This is a genomic window from Nocardia sp. NPDC058176 (assembly GCF_042883805.1).
Classification (GTDB): domain Bacteria; phylum Actinomycetota; class Actinomycetes; order Mycobacteriales; family Mycobacteriaceae; genus Nocardia.
The window spans coordinates 1-17,521 of sequence record NZ_JBHVVA010000014.1 but is presented as its reverse complement, the minus strand read 5'-3'; the positions used below and the strand labels follow the sequence as shown (position 1 = coordinate 17,521).

The 17,521-nt window shown below is 71.5% G+C and carries 13 protein-coding genes; 7 read left to right on the top strand and 6 right to left on the bottom strand.

The window, feature by feature from the left end; genetic code table 11:
- Positions 1-9 precede the first annotated feature (9 nt).
- Positions 10-1,515, bottom strand: a complete 1,506-nt coding sequence (locus ACFVVM_RS33960) for a DNA polymerase Y family protein (protein WP_387626847.1) — start codon at positions 1,513-1,515, stop codon at positions 10-12.
- Positions 1,516-1,778: 263 nt separating this feature from the next.
- Entirely contained in the window at positions 1,779-2,519 is a 741-nt protein-coding gene (locus ACFVVM_RS33955; RefSeq protein ID WP_387626723.1) for a hypothetical protein, read from the bottom strand.
- Between the two features lie 213 nt (positions 2,520-2,732).
- Here ACFVVM_RS33955 and ACFVVM_RS33950 point away from each other — a divergent pair, with 213 nt between their 5' ends.
- Positions 2,733-3,866 carry a serine/threonine-protein kinase gene (locus ACFVVM_RS33950; protein WP_387626721.1) on the top strand — a complete coding sequence of 378 codons (1,134 nt, stop codon included), beginning with the start codon at positions 2,733-2,735 and terminating at the stop codon, positions 3,864-3,866.
- A gap of 102 nt (positions 3,867-3,968) precedes the next feature.
- Here ACFVVM_RS33950 and ACFVVM_RS33945 read toward each other — a convergent pair whose 3' ends face one another.
- Positions 3,969-4,610, bottom strand: a complete 642-nt coding sequence (locus ACFVVM_RS33945) for a response regulator (RefSeq protein WP_387626719.1) — start codon at positions 4,608-4,610, stop codon at positions 3,969-3,971.
- Positions 4,611-4,714: 104 nt separating this feature from the next.
- Positions 4,715-6,124 (bottom strand): PspC domain-containing protein, encoded by a 1,410-nt coding sequence (locus ACFVVM_RS33940; RefSeq protein ID WP_387626844.1) that lies wholly within the window; start codon positions 6,122-6,124, stop codon positions 4,715-4,717.
- Positions 6,125-6,889: 765 nt separating this feature from the next.
- On the opposite strand from ACFVVM_RS33940, the gene ACFVVM_RS33935 reads away from it, so the two are divergent.
- From ACFVVM_RS33935 to ACFVVM_RS33915, 5 genes are all read left to right on the top strand, one after another.
- Positions 6,890-7,519, top strand: coding sequence for an MspA family porin (locus ACFVVM_RS33935; RefSeq protein WP_387626717.1), 630 nt, complete (start codon positions 6,890-6,892; stop codon positions 7,517-7,519).
- 85 nt (positions 7,520-7,604) lie between these two features.
- Positions 7,605-11,435: a hypothetical protein gene (locus ACFVVM_RS33930; RefSeq protein ID WP_387626715.1), complete on the top strand. Its 3,831-nt coding sequence runs from the start codon at positions 7,605-7,607 to the stop codon at positions 11,433-11,435.
- Positions 11,436-11,507: 72 nt separating this feature from the next.
- On the top strand, positions 11,508-13,337 hold the full coding sequence (locus ACFVVM_RS33925) for a PspC domain-containing protein (RefSeq protein WP_387626713.1): 1,830 nt from the start codon (positions 11,508-11,510) through the stop codon (positions 13,335-13,337).
- Positions 13,330-13,542, top strand: a complete 213-nt coding sequence (locus tag ACFVVM_RS33920; RefSeq protein ID WP_387626711.1) for a hypothetical protein — start codon at positions 13,330-13,332, stop codon at positions 13,540-13,542. Before ACFVVM_RS33925 ends, ACFVVM_RS33920 begins: the two co-directional genes overlap by 8 nt.
- A 69-nt stretch (positions 13,543-13,611) precedes the next feature.
- On the top strand, positions 13,612-13,758 hold the full coding sequence (locus ACFVVM_RS33915) for a hypothetical protein (RefSeq protein ID WP_387626709.1): 147 nt from the start codon (positions 13,612-13,614) through the stop codon (positions 13,756-13,758).
- 1 nt (position 13,759) lies between these two features.
- On the opposite strand, the gene guaA is transcribed toward ACFVVM_RS33915, so the two are convergent.
- Positions 13,760-15,334 carry a glutamine-hydrolyzing GMP synthase gene (gene guaA, locus ACFVVM_RS33910; RefSeq protein WP_387626707.1) on the bottom strand — a complete coding sequence of 525 codons (1,575 nt, stop codon included), beginning with the start codon at positions 15,332-15,334 and terminating at the stop codon, positions 13,760-13,762.
- Positions 15,335-15,466: 132 nt separating this feature from the next.
- Here guaA and ACFVVM_RS33905 point away from each other — a divergent pair, with 132 nt between their 5' ends.
- Complete coding sequence (locus ACFVVM_RS33905; RefSeq protein WP_387626705.1) at positions 15,467-16,267, top strand: alpha/beta fold hydrolase; 801 nt, start codon at positions 15,467-15,469, stop codon at positions 16,265-16,267.
- Here ACFVVM_RS33905 and ACFVVM_RS33900 read toward each other — a convergent pair.
- Positions 16,264-17,418 (bottom strand): GuaB3 family IMP dehydrogenase-related protein, encoded by a 1,155-nt coding sequence (locus ACFVVM_RS33900; RefSeq protein ID WP_387626703.1) that lies wholly within the window; start codon positions 17,416-17,418, stop codon positions 16,264-16,266. The genes ACFVVM_RS33905 and ACFVVM_RS33900 overlap by 4 nt on opposite strands.
- Positions 17,419-17,521 lie beyond the last annotated feature (103 nt).

Genomic DNA, 17,521 nt, shown 5'->3' with positions numbered 1-17,521 from the left:
CATCGGTGGTCACTCGTAGACGCCCTCGGCGTGCCAGGTGTGGGCGTCGAAGACGAGCAGGACCGCGCGGATCTCGGTGGGTTCGGCGTCGAGTTGGACCTGGGCGCGGATCGCGACGGTGGGGTGGTCGGCGGTGGACCACCAGCGGTCGGTGACCGGCCAGGGGCCCGCCCAGCCGAGTAGTGCCCACTGTTTGTGGCCCCAGCGCAGGCGGGCGGGGTCGGCGGTGAACAGGCCACGGTCGGTGACTTCGACGGGGGTGCCGTCGGCGGCGGTCAGCCCGACGGTGGGGCGTTGCAGGAGCAGCACGGTGGGGGCGGGTTCGGGGAGGCGGCCGGGCCAGGGCTGGGCCGGGTCGGCGGCGGGGGCGAGTTCGTCGCCGAGGGCGATCATGGTGACGCGTTCGGCGGGGCCGCGACCGCCGCTGAGCACCCCGATGCGGACCGCTTCGCCGCCGAGCAGGCCCTGCACCCGGACCAGGACGCGCCGGGCGCGTTCGGCCTCCTCGCCCTCACCACCCCACAGGCCGAGCTGGAGCGCACCCGCGGCGACCACCTCGACCGGTTCCAGGCGCAGCGCGACGATCGGGGCGGTGGGGCGGTCGCGGTGGGTGAGCCAGCCGTCGAGTTGCCAGCGGACGCGGTCGGCGGTGTCGGGCGCGGTGAGCGGGCGGGCGCAGCGCCAGATCCTGGTGAGCTCCTCCCCCGCCTCGGTGCGGGCCGAGATCGCGAGCCGGGTGCAGGACGCCCCCGCCGCCGACAGGACCGCGTGCAGCCGGGTGGACAGCTGCCTGCCCGCGAAGGCGGCGGCGTCGACGCGGTCGATGGGCGGATCGCAGTCCAGTTCGACGGTCAGCTCCGGCGCGGGTGGCCGGGCCGAGGGCGGTCGTTCCGGTAGTGCCCGGGCGATGCGGTGCGCGAGCACGGCGTCGGCACCGAACCGCGACGCCACCTCGGCGGGTGACAGGCGCGCGAAATCGCCGATGCGGCGTAAACCCAAGCGGTGCAACAGGTCGACCAGTTCGGCCCGTTCCGGCGCGGCCAGGCTCGGCTCCACCGCGAGCTCCGAGACCGGGAGCGACGCGAGGTAGCGCGCCCCCTCCCCCGGTGCCACGATCGCCCCGCCCCTGGCCGCGAGCACTGCCGTCGACAGCGCGTCGGCGATCCCGATCTGCGCCTCGGCCCCCGCCACCGCGACCGCGTCGACGAGCTGCTCCGCGGCGGCCTCCTCCGACCCGAAATACCGCGCGGCACCCCGCGCCCCGAGCACGATCAGCCCGGGCCGCAACACCTCCACCCCCGGCACCGTCGCGTCGACGGCACCGACGATCGGCTCGAACAACCGCGCGTCCCGATCCGGATCATCCTGGGCGACAACCAGTTTCGGACAACACCCTTGCGCCTCCCGCCGCCGCATCCCACGCCGCACCCCCTCGGCCCGCGCGACCGCCGAACACACCACCACCCGATTCCCCCGCAACACCGCCACCGGCCGTTCCGCCCCCACCCCGGCCATCGCCCCCGCCGCGACCGCCGCCCAGTCCGGACACCACACCGCCAACACCCGATCACCGTGTGCCACAACGCCACCGCCCGACACACAACACCGCGGGCCGATCCGCCATCACGGCCGGCCCATCGCCGGACCGGGCCAGCGTTGGGCCCCCGGCGTGTTCACCCACTGCCGAAGTCTCGGGCGAGGCCGGCGGAGGCCACCCGGCAGGCACCGGGGAATCGGTGGACCGCGTCACCTCCATCGATCCGGGCCGAGCAGGGCGGTCACGAGACCGCCTCGTGTAATGCGGGCATCTCGGCGACACGGACGGTTTCGCGGGTCTGCCATTCGGTGCGGCCGGGGCGGGCGCACAGGTCGATGTGGCCGTGGCGGGGTGGGCCCGCCTTGGCGCTGACGCGCACGTCGAGGCAGACCGAGTGCAGGCGGCCGCGACCGCGACCGAGGCCGCGGTAGCCGGTGACGCGGGAGTCCAGGCGCAGCGCGGGGTTGGTCCACTCGCCGCCGGCGACGACCAGGGTGGCGCCGCGATTGCGGGCGCGGGCGGCCAGGACGCGGCAGCGGGCGGGCGGCACGGCGAGGCCGCCGAGGCCGAGGACAACCAGGTCGAGGCCGTCGAGCAGGACCGCGGCGACCTCGGCGGGGTCGGGGCCGGGGTCGGCGATCACGGCCAGCCGGGACAGCTGGGCACCCATTTCGGCGGCGGCCAGCAAACCGAGCCGGGGCAGGCCGATGACCGCGGCGTGGCCGCCGTGCGCGGTCACCTCGGCGAGCAGGCCGGTGAGCAGCGAATGCGCGCCGGAGTAGGCGATCACCGCGCCCTTGGGCAGTCCACCGTCGGGCAGCAGGTCGGCCAGTGGCGCGGGAACCGGCAGCATGTCGCGACGAAGTCGCTGCTCACGAGGTATTCGACCGGATACGGACGCACCGCGCCCCGGTATCGCGGCCATCCGCCTGCGCAGCTCGTCGAGCGTGCCCTGATCGGGCGACAACGCATCCGAACCCATCAACACCACCTACTTCCACGATGGACCCGCGAGCGGCGAACCGCTCCACGCCGGAACAACCAGCACCGTTCCAGCTATCGATCGTATTCGAATATACGTTCGAATGCGACCAGGGTGACATCCACCCCCACCTCGTGTCCACAGCGGGGCGCCCTTATACCCGGGCGCGGGGATACCGGCCAGTCAGCGGCATGTTCGACTACCCTCGCACCCGTGACCGAACGTGCTCGTCCCCATATCGGCCCCGACTACCTGGTCGCGGGCCGCTACCGCCTGCAGTCGAAACTGGGCGGCGGTGGCATGGGTGCGGTCTGGCTCGCGACCGACCGGCTGCTGAACCGGGAAGTCGCGATCAAGCAGGTGCTGTCCACCGCGGGACTGAGCGAGGCCGAGGCCGAGGCGCTGCGCAGCAGCATCGTGCACGAGGGCCGGGTGGCCGCCAAGCTCTCGCACGAGCACGCCATCGCCGTCTACGACGTGGTGATCGAGGCGGGCGAGCCCTGGCTGATCATGGAGTACTTACCCTCGCGCAGCGTGGCGCGGGCGCTCGCGCTGGTCGACACGCTGCCCGCGATCGAGGTGGCCCAGATCGGCGCCCAGGTGGCCGACGCACTCGCCGCCGCGCACGCCGCGGGCATCGTGCACCGCGACATCAAGCCGGGCAACATCCTCGTCACCGACCGCGGTCCCGAGGTGGGCAAGGCCAAGCTCAGCGACTTCGGCATCTCGCGCGGCGCGGGCGACGCCCACGGCGACGACCCGGAGGGCACGATCACCGGCACCGCCGCCTACCTGCCGCCCGAGGTCGCGCGCGGCGCGCAGCCCACCGAGGCCAGCGACGTGTTCTCCCTCGGCGCCACCCTCTACACCGCGCTCGAGGGCCAGCCGCCGTTCGGGTTCGACGACGGCGAGAACGATGTCGTCACCAGGGCCGCGATGGGCCGGATCATCCCGCCCAGCCGCAGCGGCATCCTCACCCAGCCGCTGCTGCACATGCTCGAGCCCGCGCCCCAGCGTCGGCCGACCATGGCCGAGGCGCGCGACGAGATCCTCACCGCCGCTTTCGGTCCCGGCACCGGCGCCTACATCCTCGGTCTGCCCCTGCGCACCGAGGACGGCACCATCCCCGCCTGGGCGGCCCGTAACTCCGCCAGCGGCCTGCGCAGCCCGCATTCCGCACCCCTGCCGCGCCCGCAGCGCACCGCACCGGTGGCGGCGGCGCCCACCGCGGCCCCGCGCACCGGCAGCTTCATCGACAATCTGCCCAACGGGGCGCCGCTGGCCATCGGCGCGGGTGTGCTGATCGGGCTGGTCATCCTGATCGCGATCATCATCGCGGTCATGTGATCTGACCGGCCAGTTCGACAGGTGCTGAACGTTTCCTGGGCGGTCGCAATCGGACCCTCCGAGGTGTGCGTGCACGGCCGCGACGCCGGCTTGTCCCGGCGCTCAGTCGATTCGGCGGTTGTGCGCCCAGCGGGTGAGGGCATTGCGATTGGACTGCTGGGTCTTGCGCAGCACGTTGGAGGCGTGGGTCTCCACCGTCTTCACCGAGATGAACAGTGACTCGGCAATCTCGCGATAGGTGTAGCCACGCGCAAGCAGGCGAAGGACTTCCAGTTCGCGCGGGGTGAGCGAGTCCAGTTCCGGGTCGAGTGGGGGTTCGGGGACCGGGGAGCGGCCGGTGAACGAGTCGAGGACGAAACCCGCGAGGCGGGGGCTGAACACCGCGTCACCGCCCGCCACCCGGCGGATGCCGTCGGCCAGTTCGGCGCCGGAGATGGTCTTGGTGACGTACCCGCGCGCGCCCGCCCTGATCACCGCGATCACGTCCTCGGCGGCGTCGGACACGCTCAGCGCCAAGCACACCGGGCCCGCCCCGATCCGCGACAGCACCGCGACCCCGCCGCCGTCGGGCATGTGCACATCGAGCAGCACCACATCCGGTCGCGCGGCATCGATGCCGGCCACGGCCTCGGCCACCGCGCCCGCCTCACCGACGACCTCCATATCGGTCTCCCGGCTCAACTCCGCCCGCACCCCCGACCGGAACACCGCGTGATCGTCGACCAGAAACACCCGAACACTCACTGACAACTCTCCTCATCCAACCCGCGCGATCGACTCGCTGTCATCGGTACCACAGTGCCGTGTCCGGACGTGGACATCGGCGCGACTTCCGTGCCGAGGCACCCTCAGCGGTTCCCCGCTTCCGAGCGCTCCTCCGAATCGACAGCGGGCGCGTCCTGCTCGGCGAGCGCATCTTGCGCGGCGGGCGCGTCCCGGTCGGCCGGCGCGTCCCGGTCGGCAGACGCATCCCGCTCGGCAGACGCATCCTGCTCATCGGGAGTGTCGGCGACGACGCCGGAATCGGTGCGCGGCATCACGATGCGAACCTCGGTGCCACGGCCGATCGTGGAGTCGATCTCGGCGGTGCCCCCGCGGCGCTCGATGCGGGCGCGAATCGATTTCGCCAGCCCGCGGCGATCCTCGGGAACCGTCGAGACATCGAACCCGGCGCCGCGGTCGCGGACGAAGATGCTCACCTGGTGGGCCTCGGCCTCGGCGAACAGGTCGATCTCGGGGACGCCCGCGTGCTTGGCCGCGTTGACCAGCGCTTCACGGCTGGCGCCGAGCAGCGCGGTGAAGTGTTCCTTGGGCAGGCCGTCGCCGGTGTCACCGGGGTCCATCGCGACATCGCCGACGGTGACCGGGGTGACCTTCACGCCGTGCTGATCCTCCACCTCGCCCGCGATGGTGCGCAGCGCGGCGGCCAGGCTCGAATGGGCGGGGGCGGTGTCGTCGAAGAGCCACTTGCGCAGTTCGCGTTCCTGGCTGCGGGCCAGCCGCAGGACCTCCTGCGGGTCCTCGGCCTGGCGCTGGATCAGCGCGAGGGTCTGCAGCACCGAATCGTGCAGGTGCGAGGCGATCTCCTCGCGTTCCTCGTTGCGGATGCGGGCGCCGCGTTCGGCATTGAGCGCGCGGACCATGCGCAGCCACAGCGGGACCGTCAGCAGACCGGCGCCGACCAGGGTGACCGCGACGGCGATCAGGGCCGAACCGAGCGAGCTGAGGTCGATCCTGGCCAGCACCACCACGCCGAGCCCGAACACGATCAGCGTCGCCCCGGCCACGATGCGCGACCAGGTCACCACCGAGGGTCGCGCGGGCAGCCCGAACAGGGCGCGTGGACCCGGTGCGGCGACGTCGTACTCCCGCCACACCAGCGCGGCACCGACCGCGATCACCACGATCGGGGCGATCACGTTCGCGGCGGTCCCCTGGAACAACCACCCCACCGTGACCGTGAGACCGAGCCCGAGCAGGGCCAGGCCGATCGCCTGCCTGCGCTCGTCACCGGTGGGCTTGGCCGCGTCCGCGCCGCCGGGGGTGAAGATCCACAGCAGGCTGTAGGCCACCAGGCCCGCACCGACCAGCACCGACAGCAGCACGAACGCCATCCGCACCTTGAACACGTCGACACCGAGGTGATCGGCCAATCCGCCCGCGACACCACCGATCACGCGACCACCGGTCCGGCGAACCATCCGCGGTGTCTCGGGCAGCGGCGCGCCGGCCGGCTCTGGACCTGGCGCGGGCATCATCCCCGGCCGATACCCGCGCGGCACCCCGTAACCCGCGCCGGCACCCGGATACCCCGGAAACTGCCCGTATCCCGGTGTGGGCGGCCGGAACTGCTGCGCCGCGACCATCGGCTGCGGCCCGTAGAAGGCCTGCCTGGCACCGAACGCGGCCCCCGCGGCGAGCCGCTGCGCCCGATTGCGCGCCCGCTGACCACCCGCGAACCGCGGATCCATCGCGGCCCCCGGCCCACCGTTCCCGGCGAACGGCGGTGCGACGGGAGGCGGAGTTCCATACGCGGCATTGCCGGACGAACCGCGACGGCCCGCAGGGTCGGCATGGGACGGAGAACCGGCCGCACCGGTCGACGCGCGACCGGGAAAGGCGGCGTCACGGGCGCCCGAAGCAGGAGCGGCGTTGTTCCCAGGGGCGACGCCGGGCCCGTCGGGGGTCGGCGACCCCTGGGCTGCGGTGCTGGCGGGAGCAGACGGATCCATCCTTCGATACTGACACGGCCGACCGGGCGCCGACATCAGGAAAGTCCCTGATCTCACCCCGAGGTTCCCTGATCTGTCCGGTCCGGACAGAAACCCGACCCGACCTGCGCTTTCCGATTTTCCGCACGACCCGGCGCCGACGCACCGCAGCGCCGGACCGGAAAACCGGCCGCACCGCCCTCACCTGGACTTTTCCACCTGCACCGCCACAGTCCGCCCGCCGGGGAAGTGGCCGAATTCCTACGTTGATGTCAGGCCGGAACATCGGCCACCACGTCAGGGGAGGAAAAGTTGAAAATCATCGTCACCGCGCTCGGCACCGCCGCTCTCGCACTCGGCACGATCGGGGTAACACCGACGGCTTCGGCCGCACCGATGGCACCGCACGAGCAGACCTATCACGGCCCAGGGGGTTTCGAGCTCACCATCGGCCACACCGATCAGTCCTACCGGCAGGTCCCCGCACTCAACGCGATGCCGACCAACCGGGAGGTGTTCCTCGACAACACCGTGTACGCCACCGCCCCGCCGGGCGCGACCGGGGAACTCGAGTCCGGCTATCTCGTCGCCTGCGCGGTGGACCTGACCCTGTCGGTCGGGCTCGACGGTGGCATCTCTGTCGGCGCGGGGACCTCGATCGGGTTCGGCTCGTCCGGCCCCGACATGTCCGCCGACATCGGCCCTTCCCTCTCGGCGGGCATCTCGCTGAATCTCTCGCTCGCGCCGGGGGAGATCAAGAAGATCGAGGTCGGGACCAAGTCGCTGGGACCGGACACCACCTACCTGGTGAACCGCGACTTCCACCTCATGGTCGGCGACTGCGCCGGGCCGCTCAACATCTACTCCTGGGCCACCGTCACCGCCGACACCGTGGCGGTGAGCGCGAAGAACTCGGTGTTCGGCGACACGATGTTCCTCTGACGACCGATCGGGACCCGTCCATTGGCCGGGTCCCGATCACCCAAATATCATTCCCCTCGGTCGTTTTCATCGAACGGGGGGATCCTTGCACGTCGAGGATGGGGAAAAGCTTTCGCCGCGAGCTGTTTTCGCGCGACGATTCGCCGAACTGTATGCGCTGGCGGGCAATCCGACACTGCGTCGCGTCGCCACAGCCACCGAGCGGCGGATGCGCGGCACCGGCACGAGCACAGCGTCACCACAGCGGATCAGCGACTGGAAGGCCGGGCGCAACGTCCCCGCCCGGTTCGAATCACTGCTGCCGGTGATCCTCACCCTCGTCGAACTCGCCGAGAAGGCCCAGCGCACGGTGCCCCGCGGACTCGCCGACCCGCACGCCTGGCAGCAGAGGTGGCAGGCCTCGGTCACCTGGACCGCCGACAGCGAGGAGGAATCCGCCTGCCCCTACCCCGGTCTGCGCGCCTATCGCACCGAGGAGCGCGCGCTGTTCTTCGGGCGTGACCGGGTCACCGCCGAATTCGCCGCGCTGGTCACCGACGCGAGCGGCATCGTCATCCTCATCGGAGCCTCCGGCGCCGGTAAGTCGTCATTGCTCGCCGCGGGACTGGTGCCCACGCTGGACCGGCCGACGACCACCATCACACCAGGTACGCACCCCGGCGCCCGGCTCACCGACGCCATGGCCGCCGGGAGCCGCGTGCTGGTCGTCGACCAGTTCGAGGAACTGTTCACGCTGTGCACCGACGACGCCGACCGCGACGAATTCCTCACCACCCTGGCGAACCTGGCCACGCGGACCGAGGAACCACTGACCGTGGTGCTGGCGCTGCGCGCCGACTTCTACGAACGCTGCCTGCATTACGCGGTGCTCCAGGACGCCCTCCAGCACCGCGGCTACCTGCTCGGACCGATGCGGATGGACGAGGTGTCGCGGGCGCTGACCGGACCGCTCGCCGCCACCGGCCTCACCCTCGAACCGGGCCTGGAAGAACTGGTCATCGCCGAACTGCGCGGGCTCGACGGTCACCCGGAGACCGCCGGCTACGACCCCGGCGCGCTGCCGTTGCTCTCACATGTGATGGCCGCGACCTGGCAGCAGCGCGAAGGCCGCCGACTGACCGTCGGCGGGTACCGCAAGGCCGGTGGCGTGGCGGGCTCGGTCGCCGCGACCGCCGAACTGGCCTGGGGCGAACTCACCGACGCCCAGCAGCATGCCGCGCGGGAACTGCTCGGCGCCCTGGTCACCGTGGGGCGGGACTCCCGCGACACCCGCCGCACCGTCGGCCGGGCCGAGCTGGTGGCGCGCGGCGGCGATCCGGCCGCCGCGACCGAGGTGCTCGAAGTGCTCGCCGCCACCCGGCTGATCGCGCTGGACGCGGACTCGGTGCAGTTGTCCCACGAGATCGTCCTCACCGCGTGGCCACGCCTGCGCGGGTGGATCGACACCGACCGGGTCGGATACCTGGTCCGGCAGCGGCTGGAGAGCGACGCCGCGGAATGGACGGCGACGGACCGCGATTCCGCGCTGCTCTACCGCGGCACCCGGCTCGACAGCGCGAACGAACACGCCGATCGCACCAGCCCCCTGGTGCGCGAATTCCTCGACGCCTCCGGTCGCTCGGCGCGGCGGGGCGCGCGGTGGCGGGTCGGGGCGGGGGTGGTGGTCGTCGCGCTGCTGGCCACCGGCCTCGTCGCCGTCGACCGCGGCAGACTCGCCGACCAGCGCGCCGCCGACCGCGACTATGCCGAATTGGTGGCGGCGGCCCAGCGGACCAGGGCCGGTGATCCGTCGCTGTCGGCGCAGTTGTCGCTGGCGGCGTATCGGATGCGGCCCGACGAAGCGACGCGCACCCAGCTGCTGAACACGCAGGAGCTGCCGTTGGCCGTCACGGTGCCCGCGCACGAGCAGGGCGTCAGAACACTCGCCGACCGGCCTGCCGACAACCTGCTCGTCTCCCTCGACTACCTGGGCAACACCGTATTCTGGAACATCGAAGATCCCGCGCGACCACGCCGCCTCGATACCGACCTCGGTGTCCGCACCACTCGCTTCGTCTTCGTCCCGGGTGGCACCGACGCGATCACCGACGGCCCGGCGGGTATCCAGCGGTGGGACCTCGCCCGGCCGGAGTCCCCCGTGCTCCTGCACACCTTCGGAACCGGCCTACGACAGGTGATCGCGGTCAGCCCGGATGGGGATCAGCTCGCCGAGGTGTACTCGTCGGAACTGACTCTCTGGCGGATCGGTGACCGGTCGCGGCCCACGCGTGCGGCCGTCATCCAGCTGCCCGGCGACAACCAGCAGCGGCACATCGAGTTCGGTCCCGACGGCGATCTGCTCGCCGTCGGGCACGCCAACTTCGATGAGAACGAGCCCGACACCGTGCAGCTGTGGGATGTCCGCGACCCTGATCGTCCTCGCCCGAGCGGCGCGGCGATCACGATCGGGCGCGGCGAGACCCTCCGAACGCTCGCGTTCAGCCCGGACGGCACCACGCTGGCGACGGGTATCTCCGGGTCGAGCGATCTCACCGTCGCGACGTCGAGCCGAGTCGACCTCTGGCAGATCACCGACCCGCGCGCCCCGCGCCGATTCGGCGCGCCGATTCGAGTCGACAACGACGTGCTGAACTCGATCACGTTCCACGAGGGCGGGCAGGTACTGGCCACCGGTTCCTACGGGGCGGCGAGACTGTGGAACATCACCGACCCGGCCCTTCCGGTACAAGCCGGACCCGACCTGTCGGTGAGCTCCGGGCCTTGTCCGCAGAACCCGTTCGCCCCCTGCCAGGGTGGGCCGCTGTCGATGGTGTTCCGCACCGGCGAACCGATGCTGGCGACCGGCGGCGACGATGGCGCCCTGCGTATCTGGACGATGCCGCGCTCGATGCTCGACAAGGTTTCCGGCGTCGACGGGCCGCCGGTGTTCGACCGAACAGGACACCGGATGGCGATGCTGCACGCCCAGGGTGCCGTCACGGTGTGGGACACGAGCGAGCCCGCTCGCCCGGTCCGGCTGAGCACCGTTCCCGGTTCGCGCGGACGCTCGGATCCGGCATTGAGCCCCGATGGACGTACGCTGTCGATCCACGACGGCCCGGGCAACCAGCGCATCGTCTTCGATCTCGACAATCCGCGCGATCCACGTCCGCTGACTTCCTGGCCCACCGGAACCGCGCGCCGATCGGTGGTCGAGGGCAACCGGATGCTGCTGGTCGAGGAGTCCTCGGCACAGATGTGGGACGTCACCGACCGGACCGCGCCCACCCCACTCGGGCGAGCGATCACCGCAAACGCCGCGATGGCGTACACCCACGAATTCAGTGCCGACGGCACCCGGGTCGAGGTGCGGCTCCTCGATGAGAATCGCTCCGCGCGGCAGATCTGGAATCTCGACGACCCACGCGACCCACGCTCGATCACCGAAACCGATGTCGACCCGGTGCTGGCCATCCAACCGTCGCTGTTCCTGGCCGACAACCGGACACTGGCCGTCGCTCAGTCCAACTACCTCGAGCTGTGGGACCCGGGTGTGTCCGACCCGTCGACTTCGTCGACGAACAAGATCCACACCGAGATCGCCCCGATCATGGCGATCTCCACCGCGCGCGACGGTGCCGCCCTGGCCGTCACCAGCGACGACGGCACGACCGCGCTCTGGGACGTGCGTGATCCGCGCGCACCACGCAGGCTCAGCGGGTCGATCGGTCCCGCCGACGGACAACCGCGCCATGCGGTCCTGCATCCCGGCGGGGAGCACCTCGTCGTCATCACCTACGACGGCCACCTCGGTGTCTGGGATCTCGACCCCGACCGGGTCGCCGACCAGATCTGCGCGGCCACCGGCGACCTGCTGACCGAGCCCGTCTGGCGCCGCCAGCTCCCCAACCTGCCCTACCGTCCACCCTGCGCCTGACCCGCGAACCCGGGAAATTATCAGGGTTACCCCCGATGTGCGGAAGGGCTGGTCCGGCCCACCATGGAAGGCATGAGCAGCAGAACGAGCTTTGCCGACCAGGTTCAGCAGATGTGGCACACGCGGCCGGTCCGGCTGCCGCGACAGGGGCCGATCGCCGGTGTCGCCGCGGGGTTCGGGCTGCGGTACGGCATCGATCCGGTGCTGTTGCGGGTGGCGTTCGTGGTGTCGACCATCTTCGGTGGCGCGGGCATCGTGCTGTATCTGCTGGCCTGGCTGGTGCTGAGTTCGGCGGGTGACGAGGCCTCGGCGGCCGAGGCGCTGACCGGCAACGGACGCAGCTCGCAGTCGCAGACCAAGACGATCGTGCTGATCGTGGCACTGGCCATCGCGGTCTCGACCATGGGGCCGATCGGGATGGGGCTCGGCGGATCGGGCGTGATCAGCATGGGCCTGATGCTGGGCGGCTGGTGGATGCTCTACCTGCGTCATCCCGAGCTGCCGACGGGCTTCGACGCCTACCGCCACAACGCGGTCGGCGCCACCGGCTATCCCGGCGCGGGCTACCCGACCGGGGCTCCCGTGAGCGGGTACTCCTACACCCCCGAGCCGCCGACCGGGATGTACACCCCGTACACCAAGCTCCCCGACGCCTACGTTCCCGATCCGGCAACGAATGTACCGCCGCGCGCGGAGAACCGTACGGACACAGCGGAATCTACTCCGCTGCTGCGGGTGGATGCCACGGAGACGGTTGTCCTGCACAAAGATGTCGACGACACCGGCACCACCGAGGTGATTCCGGTTGCCACGCCGGAAGGCACGGCCGACCTCAACTGGGCGGCGACCGAATCGCGTTCTCCAGCCCCGGAATCGACCGATACCTCGGGTTCGGCCACCGGCACGGTCGAGCCCGTCGCGGCGGAAGCCACCCCGGACACACCCTCCACCGATGCGACAGCAGCGGATTCGGCGACCTCGGCGCCCAGCGACGTTCGCCTGGTGGATGATTCCACCTCGACCGACGAACCCGCCGCCATCGACCTCGGCAAGCACGACGCGGAATCGTCGACCCCGACCGAACCCGCCGCGCCGACCACCGGCACCACGCCGCGAACCACCGGCGCGACCGACGACGCACTGTCGGCCGAAACCCCGTCGCCCACCGCGAACCTGCGCAAGGAACCCACCACTCCCACACCGGGTTTCCCCCGCACCCGCGCCCAGGTCCCGCACGGCTGGGATCCCCTCGCCGTCGCACCGCTGGCCTGGGAGCTGCCCGAAGCCGCACCCCAGTACGCGGCGGTCGTCGCACCGCCGCCGAAGAAGCCACGCTCCCGGCTCACCCCGGTGACCATCGGGTTGGCGATCCTGGCCGCCGCGGTGGCCGGTGCGGTGGCCGCCTCGGGCGCGGAGTGGATGACGCCCGCGCGGATCGGCGCCTTCGCGCTGGCCGTGGTCGGACTCGGCCTCATCGCCGGGGCGTTCCTGCGGCGCGGATACGGCCTGCTGGTGCTCACCGCGCCGCTGGCCGGGTTCGTGATGCTGGCCTCGCTGATCGGGCCGATCGACTTCGAGGGCAACGCCATGGGCGAACGCACCTGGGCACCGACCTCGGTCGCCGAACTACAGCCGAACTACACGATGACCATGGGCTCGGCCACCCTCGACCTGCGGGAGATGCCGCTCACCGAGCCCCGCGCCGTCCAGGTGTCGGTGAACATGGGCGAAGCCATTGTCCTACTGCCGGAAGGAATGCGGGTGAACACGACCTGTGATGTCAGGGCGGGCGACGCCACGAACTGCAAAGAAGGACTGACCGGCCCCGACACCCCCGACGCACCGGTCCTCGACCTGCGGGTCGTGGTGCGCATGGGCAGCGTGGAGGTGACCCGTGGCTGAGAACGAGAGCGTCGAAACCCGGCGCCGCCCCGCCTTCTCGCTCCTGCTCACCGGCATCCTCGCCCTGGCCCTGAGCGCCTGGGCCCTGCTCGGCGCACCCACCCCCGACGAGGGCGGCATCCTGCCCATCGGCTGGGCCGTGGTGATCACCGCCATCGTCATCGGCCTGGTGCTCACCCTCTCGTCCGGCCGCAAACGACACTGATCGAGGAACACCGAGACACAGCTATGGCCCGTCACAGTGACGGGCCATAGCTGTTGAAGGACAACGACAATGGACGACAACACCACCGCCCGACAGCCCGCCACCCCCGTGGCCAAGGTTCTGCCCCCGGCGGCGCACCGTCCGAACACCGGCGGCGGCTTCCTCCTCGGCAGGCTCCTGCTCACCCAGGCGACGCCGCCGCGCCGGCCGGCCTAGCTCATTCCCATTCGATGGTGCCCGGCGGCTTGCTCGTCACGTCGAGCACGACCCGGTTGACCTCGGCCACCTCGTTGGTGATCCGGGTGGAGATCCGCTCGAGCACGTCGTAGGGCAGGCGGGTCCAGTCGGCGGTCATCGCGTCCTCGCTGGAGACCGGGCGCAGCACGATCGGGTGACCGTAGGTGCGGCCGTCGCCCTGCACGCCGACCGAGCGCACGTCGGCCAGCAGCACGACCGGGCACTGCCAGATCTGCTTGTCGAGACCGGCGGCGGTGAGTTCCTCGCGGGCGATGGCGTCGGCCTGGCGCAGCAGGTCGAGGCGGTCGGCGGTCACCTCGCCGACGATGCGGATCGCCAGACCGGGGCCGGGGAAGGGCTGGCGGGCAACGATTTCCTCGGGCAGGCCGAGTTCGCGCCCGACCGCGCGGACCTCGTCCTTGAACAGCAGGCGCAGCGGCTCGACCAGGTCGAACTCGAGGTCGTCGGGCAGGCCGCCGACATTGTGATGGCTCTTGATGTTCGCGGTGCCGGTACCGCCGCCGGACTCGACCACGTCCGGGTAGAGCGTGCCCTGCACCAGGAACTCGACCTTCGGGGCGGCGCCGGCGGCCGCGCCCTCCTCGAGCACGATGCCCGCGACCGCGTCCTCGAAGGAGCGGATGAACTCGCGGCCGATGATCTTGCGCTTCTCCTCGGGATCGGAGACGCCCTTCAGCTCACCGAGGAACTTGTCCACCGCGTCGACGGTCACCAGCTTGGCGCCGGTCGCGGCGACGAAGTCCTGCTGGACCTGCTCGCGCTCGCCCGCCCGCAGCAGCCCGTGGTCGACGAACACACAGGTGAGCCGGTCCCCGATCGCGCGCTGCACCAGGGCGGCCGCGACCGCGGAGTCGACACCACCGGAGAGCCCACAGATGGCGTGGCCGTCCCCGATCTGCGCGCGCACGTCCTCGATCAGCGCCTCGGCGATATTGGCCGGGGTCCACTGCGCGGGAATGCCCGCCAGCTCGTGCAGGAAGCGGCTGAGCACCTGCTGGCCGTGCGGGGAGTGCAGCACCTCGGGGTGGTACTGGACACCGGCCAGGCGGCGCGCGCGATCCTCGAACGCGGCGACCGGGGCGCCCGCGGTGGTGCCGGTGACCTCGAAGCCCGCGGGGGCGTCGGTCACGGCGTCACCGTGGCTCATCCAGACCGGCTGGATCGTGGGCAGGCCGCCGTGCAGCACGCCGCCGTCGATGTTGAGTTCGGTGCGACCGTACTCGCGGGTGCCGGTGTGCGCGACGGTGCCGCCGAGCGCCTGCGCCATGGCCTGGAAGCCGTAGCAGATGCCGAACACCGGGACGTCGAGCTCGAACAGTCGCGCGTCGAGCTGCGGGGCGCCTTCGGCGTACACGCTGGACGGGCCGCCGGACAGGATCACCGCGAGCGGCTGCTTGTCGGCGATCTCCTCCACCGTCATGGTGTGCGGAATGACCTCGGAGAACACTCTGGCCTCGCGCACCCGGCGGGCGATCAGCTGGGCGTACTGCGCGCCGAAGTCGACGACGAGGACCGGTCTCTGAGTTTCTGCCACCGGATCAGTTTAGTGACGACGTACGAACGGCGAGCAGCGGGCGTCCTCGCACCGTGACGCGCCGTGGTGACCGAGCACGACGCGCCCGCATTCCTTGCGCGTCGCACGGTGGGGCTGGTTATCCTCGTGCACGTGCCATTCGCCCGCGCGATCGATGCCGACATCTACTACGAGGACAGCGGTGGCACGGGGCCGGTGGTGTTGCTCGCCCACGAATTCTTCATGGACCACACCATGTTCGCCTCCCAGCGGGCCGCCCTCGCCCCCGAGTTCCGGATCGTGGCGTGGGACGCGCGCGGGCACGGCCGCACCAGGGATCAGCGGTTGCCGTTCACCTACTGGACCGCCGCGCGCGACGCGCTGACCGTCCTCGACAGCATCGGCGCCGAACGCGCCATCGTCGGCGGGACCGCGCAGGGCGGCTTCACCGCGCTGCGCACCGCGCTGGTCGCGCCCGAACGCGTTGCCGCGCTGATCCTGATCAGCACCGAGGCGCACGGACCGACCCGCGAGCAGTCCACCGCCACCCAGCGGTTCCTCGACGAGTGGCACGACCGCGGCTCCCGCGAGGAAGCCGCAGGCCGGCTGGCCGACTGGCTGATCGGCGACGACGTCCTCTACCGCGACATCTGGACCCGCCGCTGGGTCGGCGACGCGCACAACGGCCTCGACGCGGCCGTGGGCTGCCTGCTCGGCCGCGACTCGGTGCTGGACCGGCTGCGCGAGATCACCTGTCCCGCGCTGATCATCCACGCCACCCACAGCGGCATCGCGGGCAATCGGGCGCGCACGCTGGCCGACGGGCTCACCGCCTCGACCTATCTGGAGATCGACGGCGCCCGGCTCGCGGTCACCATGACCCACCCCGAGCCGGTCAACACCGCGATCGCGCGGTTCCTGCGCGATCGGGTGTCACTGGCGCACGTGCGTTAGCGGACGGTCAGCCCGACCTTCTGGAATTCCTTGAGGTCGGAGTAGCCCGCCTTGGCCATCGACCGGCGCAGGCCGCCGACCAGGTTCAGCGAGCCGAACGGGTCGTCGGAGGGGCCGTAGAGCACGCGCTCGAGGCTCGGGCGGGCGACCGCGCCGTCGGCGCCGTCGAGCCAGGACTCGTCGACCGGCAGGAACGAACCGCGCGGCACCGAGGGGTGCGCGGCGGCCGAGGGCCAGTACCAGCCGTGGCCGGGGGCCTCGGCCGAGACCGACAGCGGCACACCGAGCATGACCGCGTCGGCACCACAGGCGATGGCCTTGGCCAGCTGGCCCGAGGTGGCCACGTCGCCGTCGGCGATCACGTGCACGTAGCGGCCGCCGGTCTCGTCGAGGTAGTCGCGGCGCGCGGCGGCGGCGTCGGCGATGGCGGTGGCCATCGGCACCCCGATGCCGAGCACCTCGCCGGTGGTGGTGGCGCCCGGGTAGGAGCCGTAGCCGACGATGACGCCCGCCGCGCCGGTGCGCATCAGGTGCAGCGCGGTGCGGTGATCGCTCACGCCACCGGCCACGACCGGCACGTCCAGCTCGGCGATGAAGGTCTTGAGGTTCAGCGGCTCGCCGTCACCGACGTGCTCGGCGGAGATGATGGTGCCCTGCACGACCAGCAGGTCGACCCCGGCCTGCACCAGCGCGGGGGTCAGGGCGCGCGCGTTCTGCGGGCTCACCCGGACGGCGGTAGTCACACCGGCGGCCCGCACCTGCGCGACCGCGGCGGCGAGCAGATCGGGCTGCATGGGCGCGGCGTGCAGTTCCTGCAGCAGCGCGATGGCCCGTTCGTAACCCCCCTTGTCGACCAGATCGATCAGCTGGTCGACCTTGGCCTGCACGTCGGCGTGCCGCGCCCACAGGCCCTCGCCGTTGATGACACCGAGGCCGCCGAGGCGACCCAGCTCGATGGCGAACTCCGGGGAGACGAGCGCGTCGGTGGGATGCGCGAGCACCGGGATCTCGAAACGGTAGGCGTCGAGCTGCCAGGCCAGCGAGACCTGCTTCGACGAGCGGGTCCGCCGCGAGGGAACGATGTCGACGTCGTCCAGCTCGTAGGTCCGCCGGGCGACCCGCCCCATACCGATCTCGACCATGTCACGCACAGTTGCTCCTGTGTTGTTGGAGCGCTGGCGCGCTCGAGTTCGCGGCCCCGGAGGGGCCGCCGGTCAGGCACCGCGGCTTGCTCCTCCGTCGCCTACGCCGCGG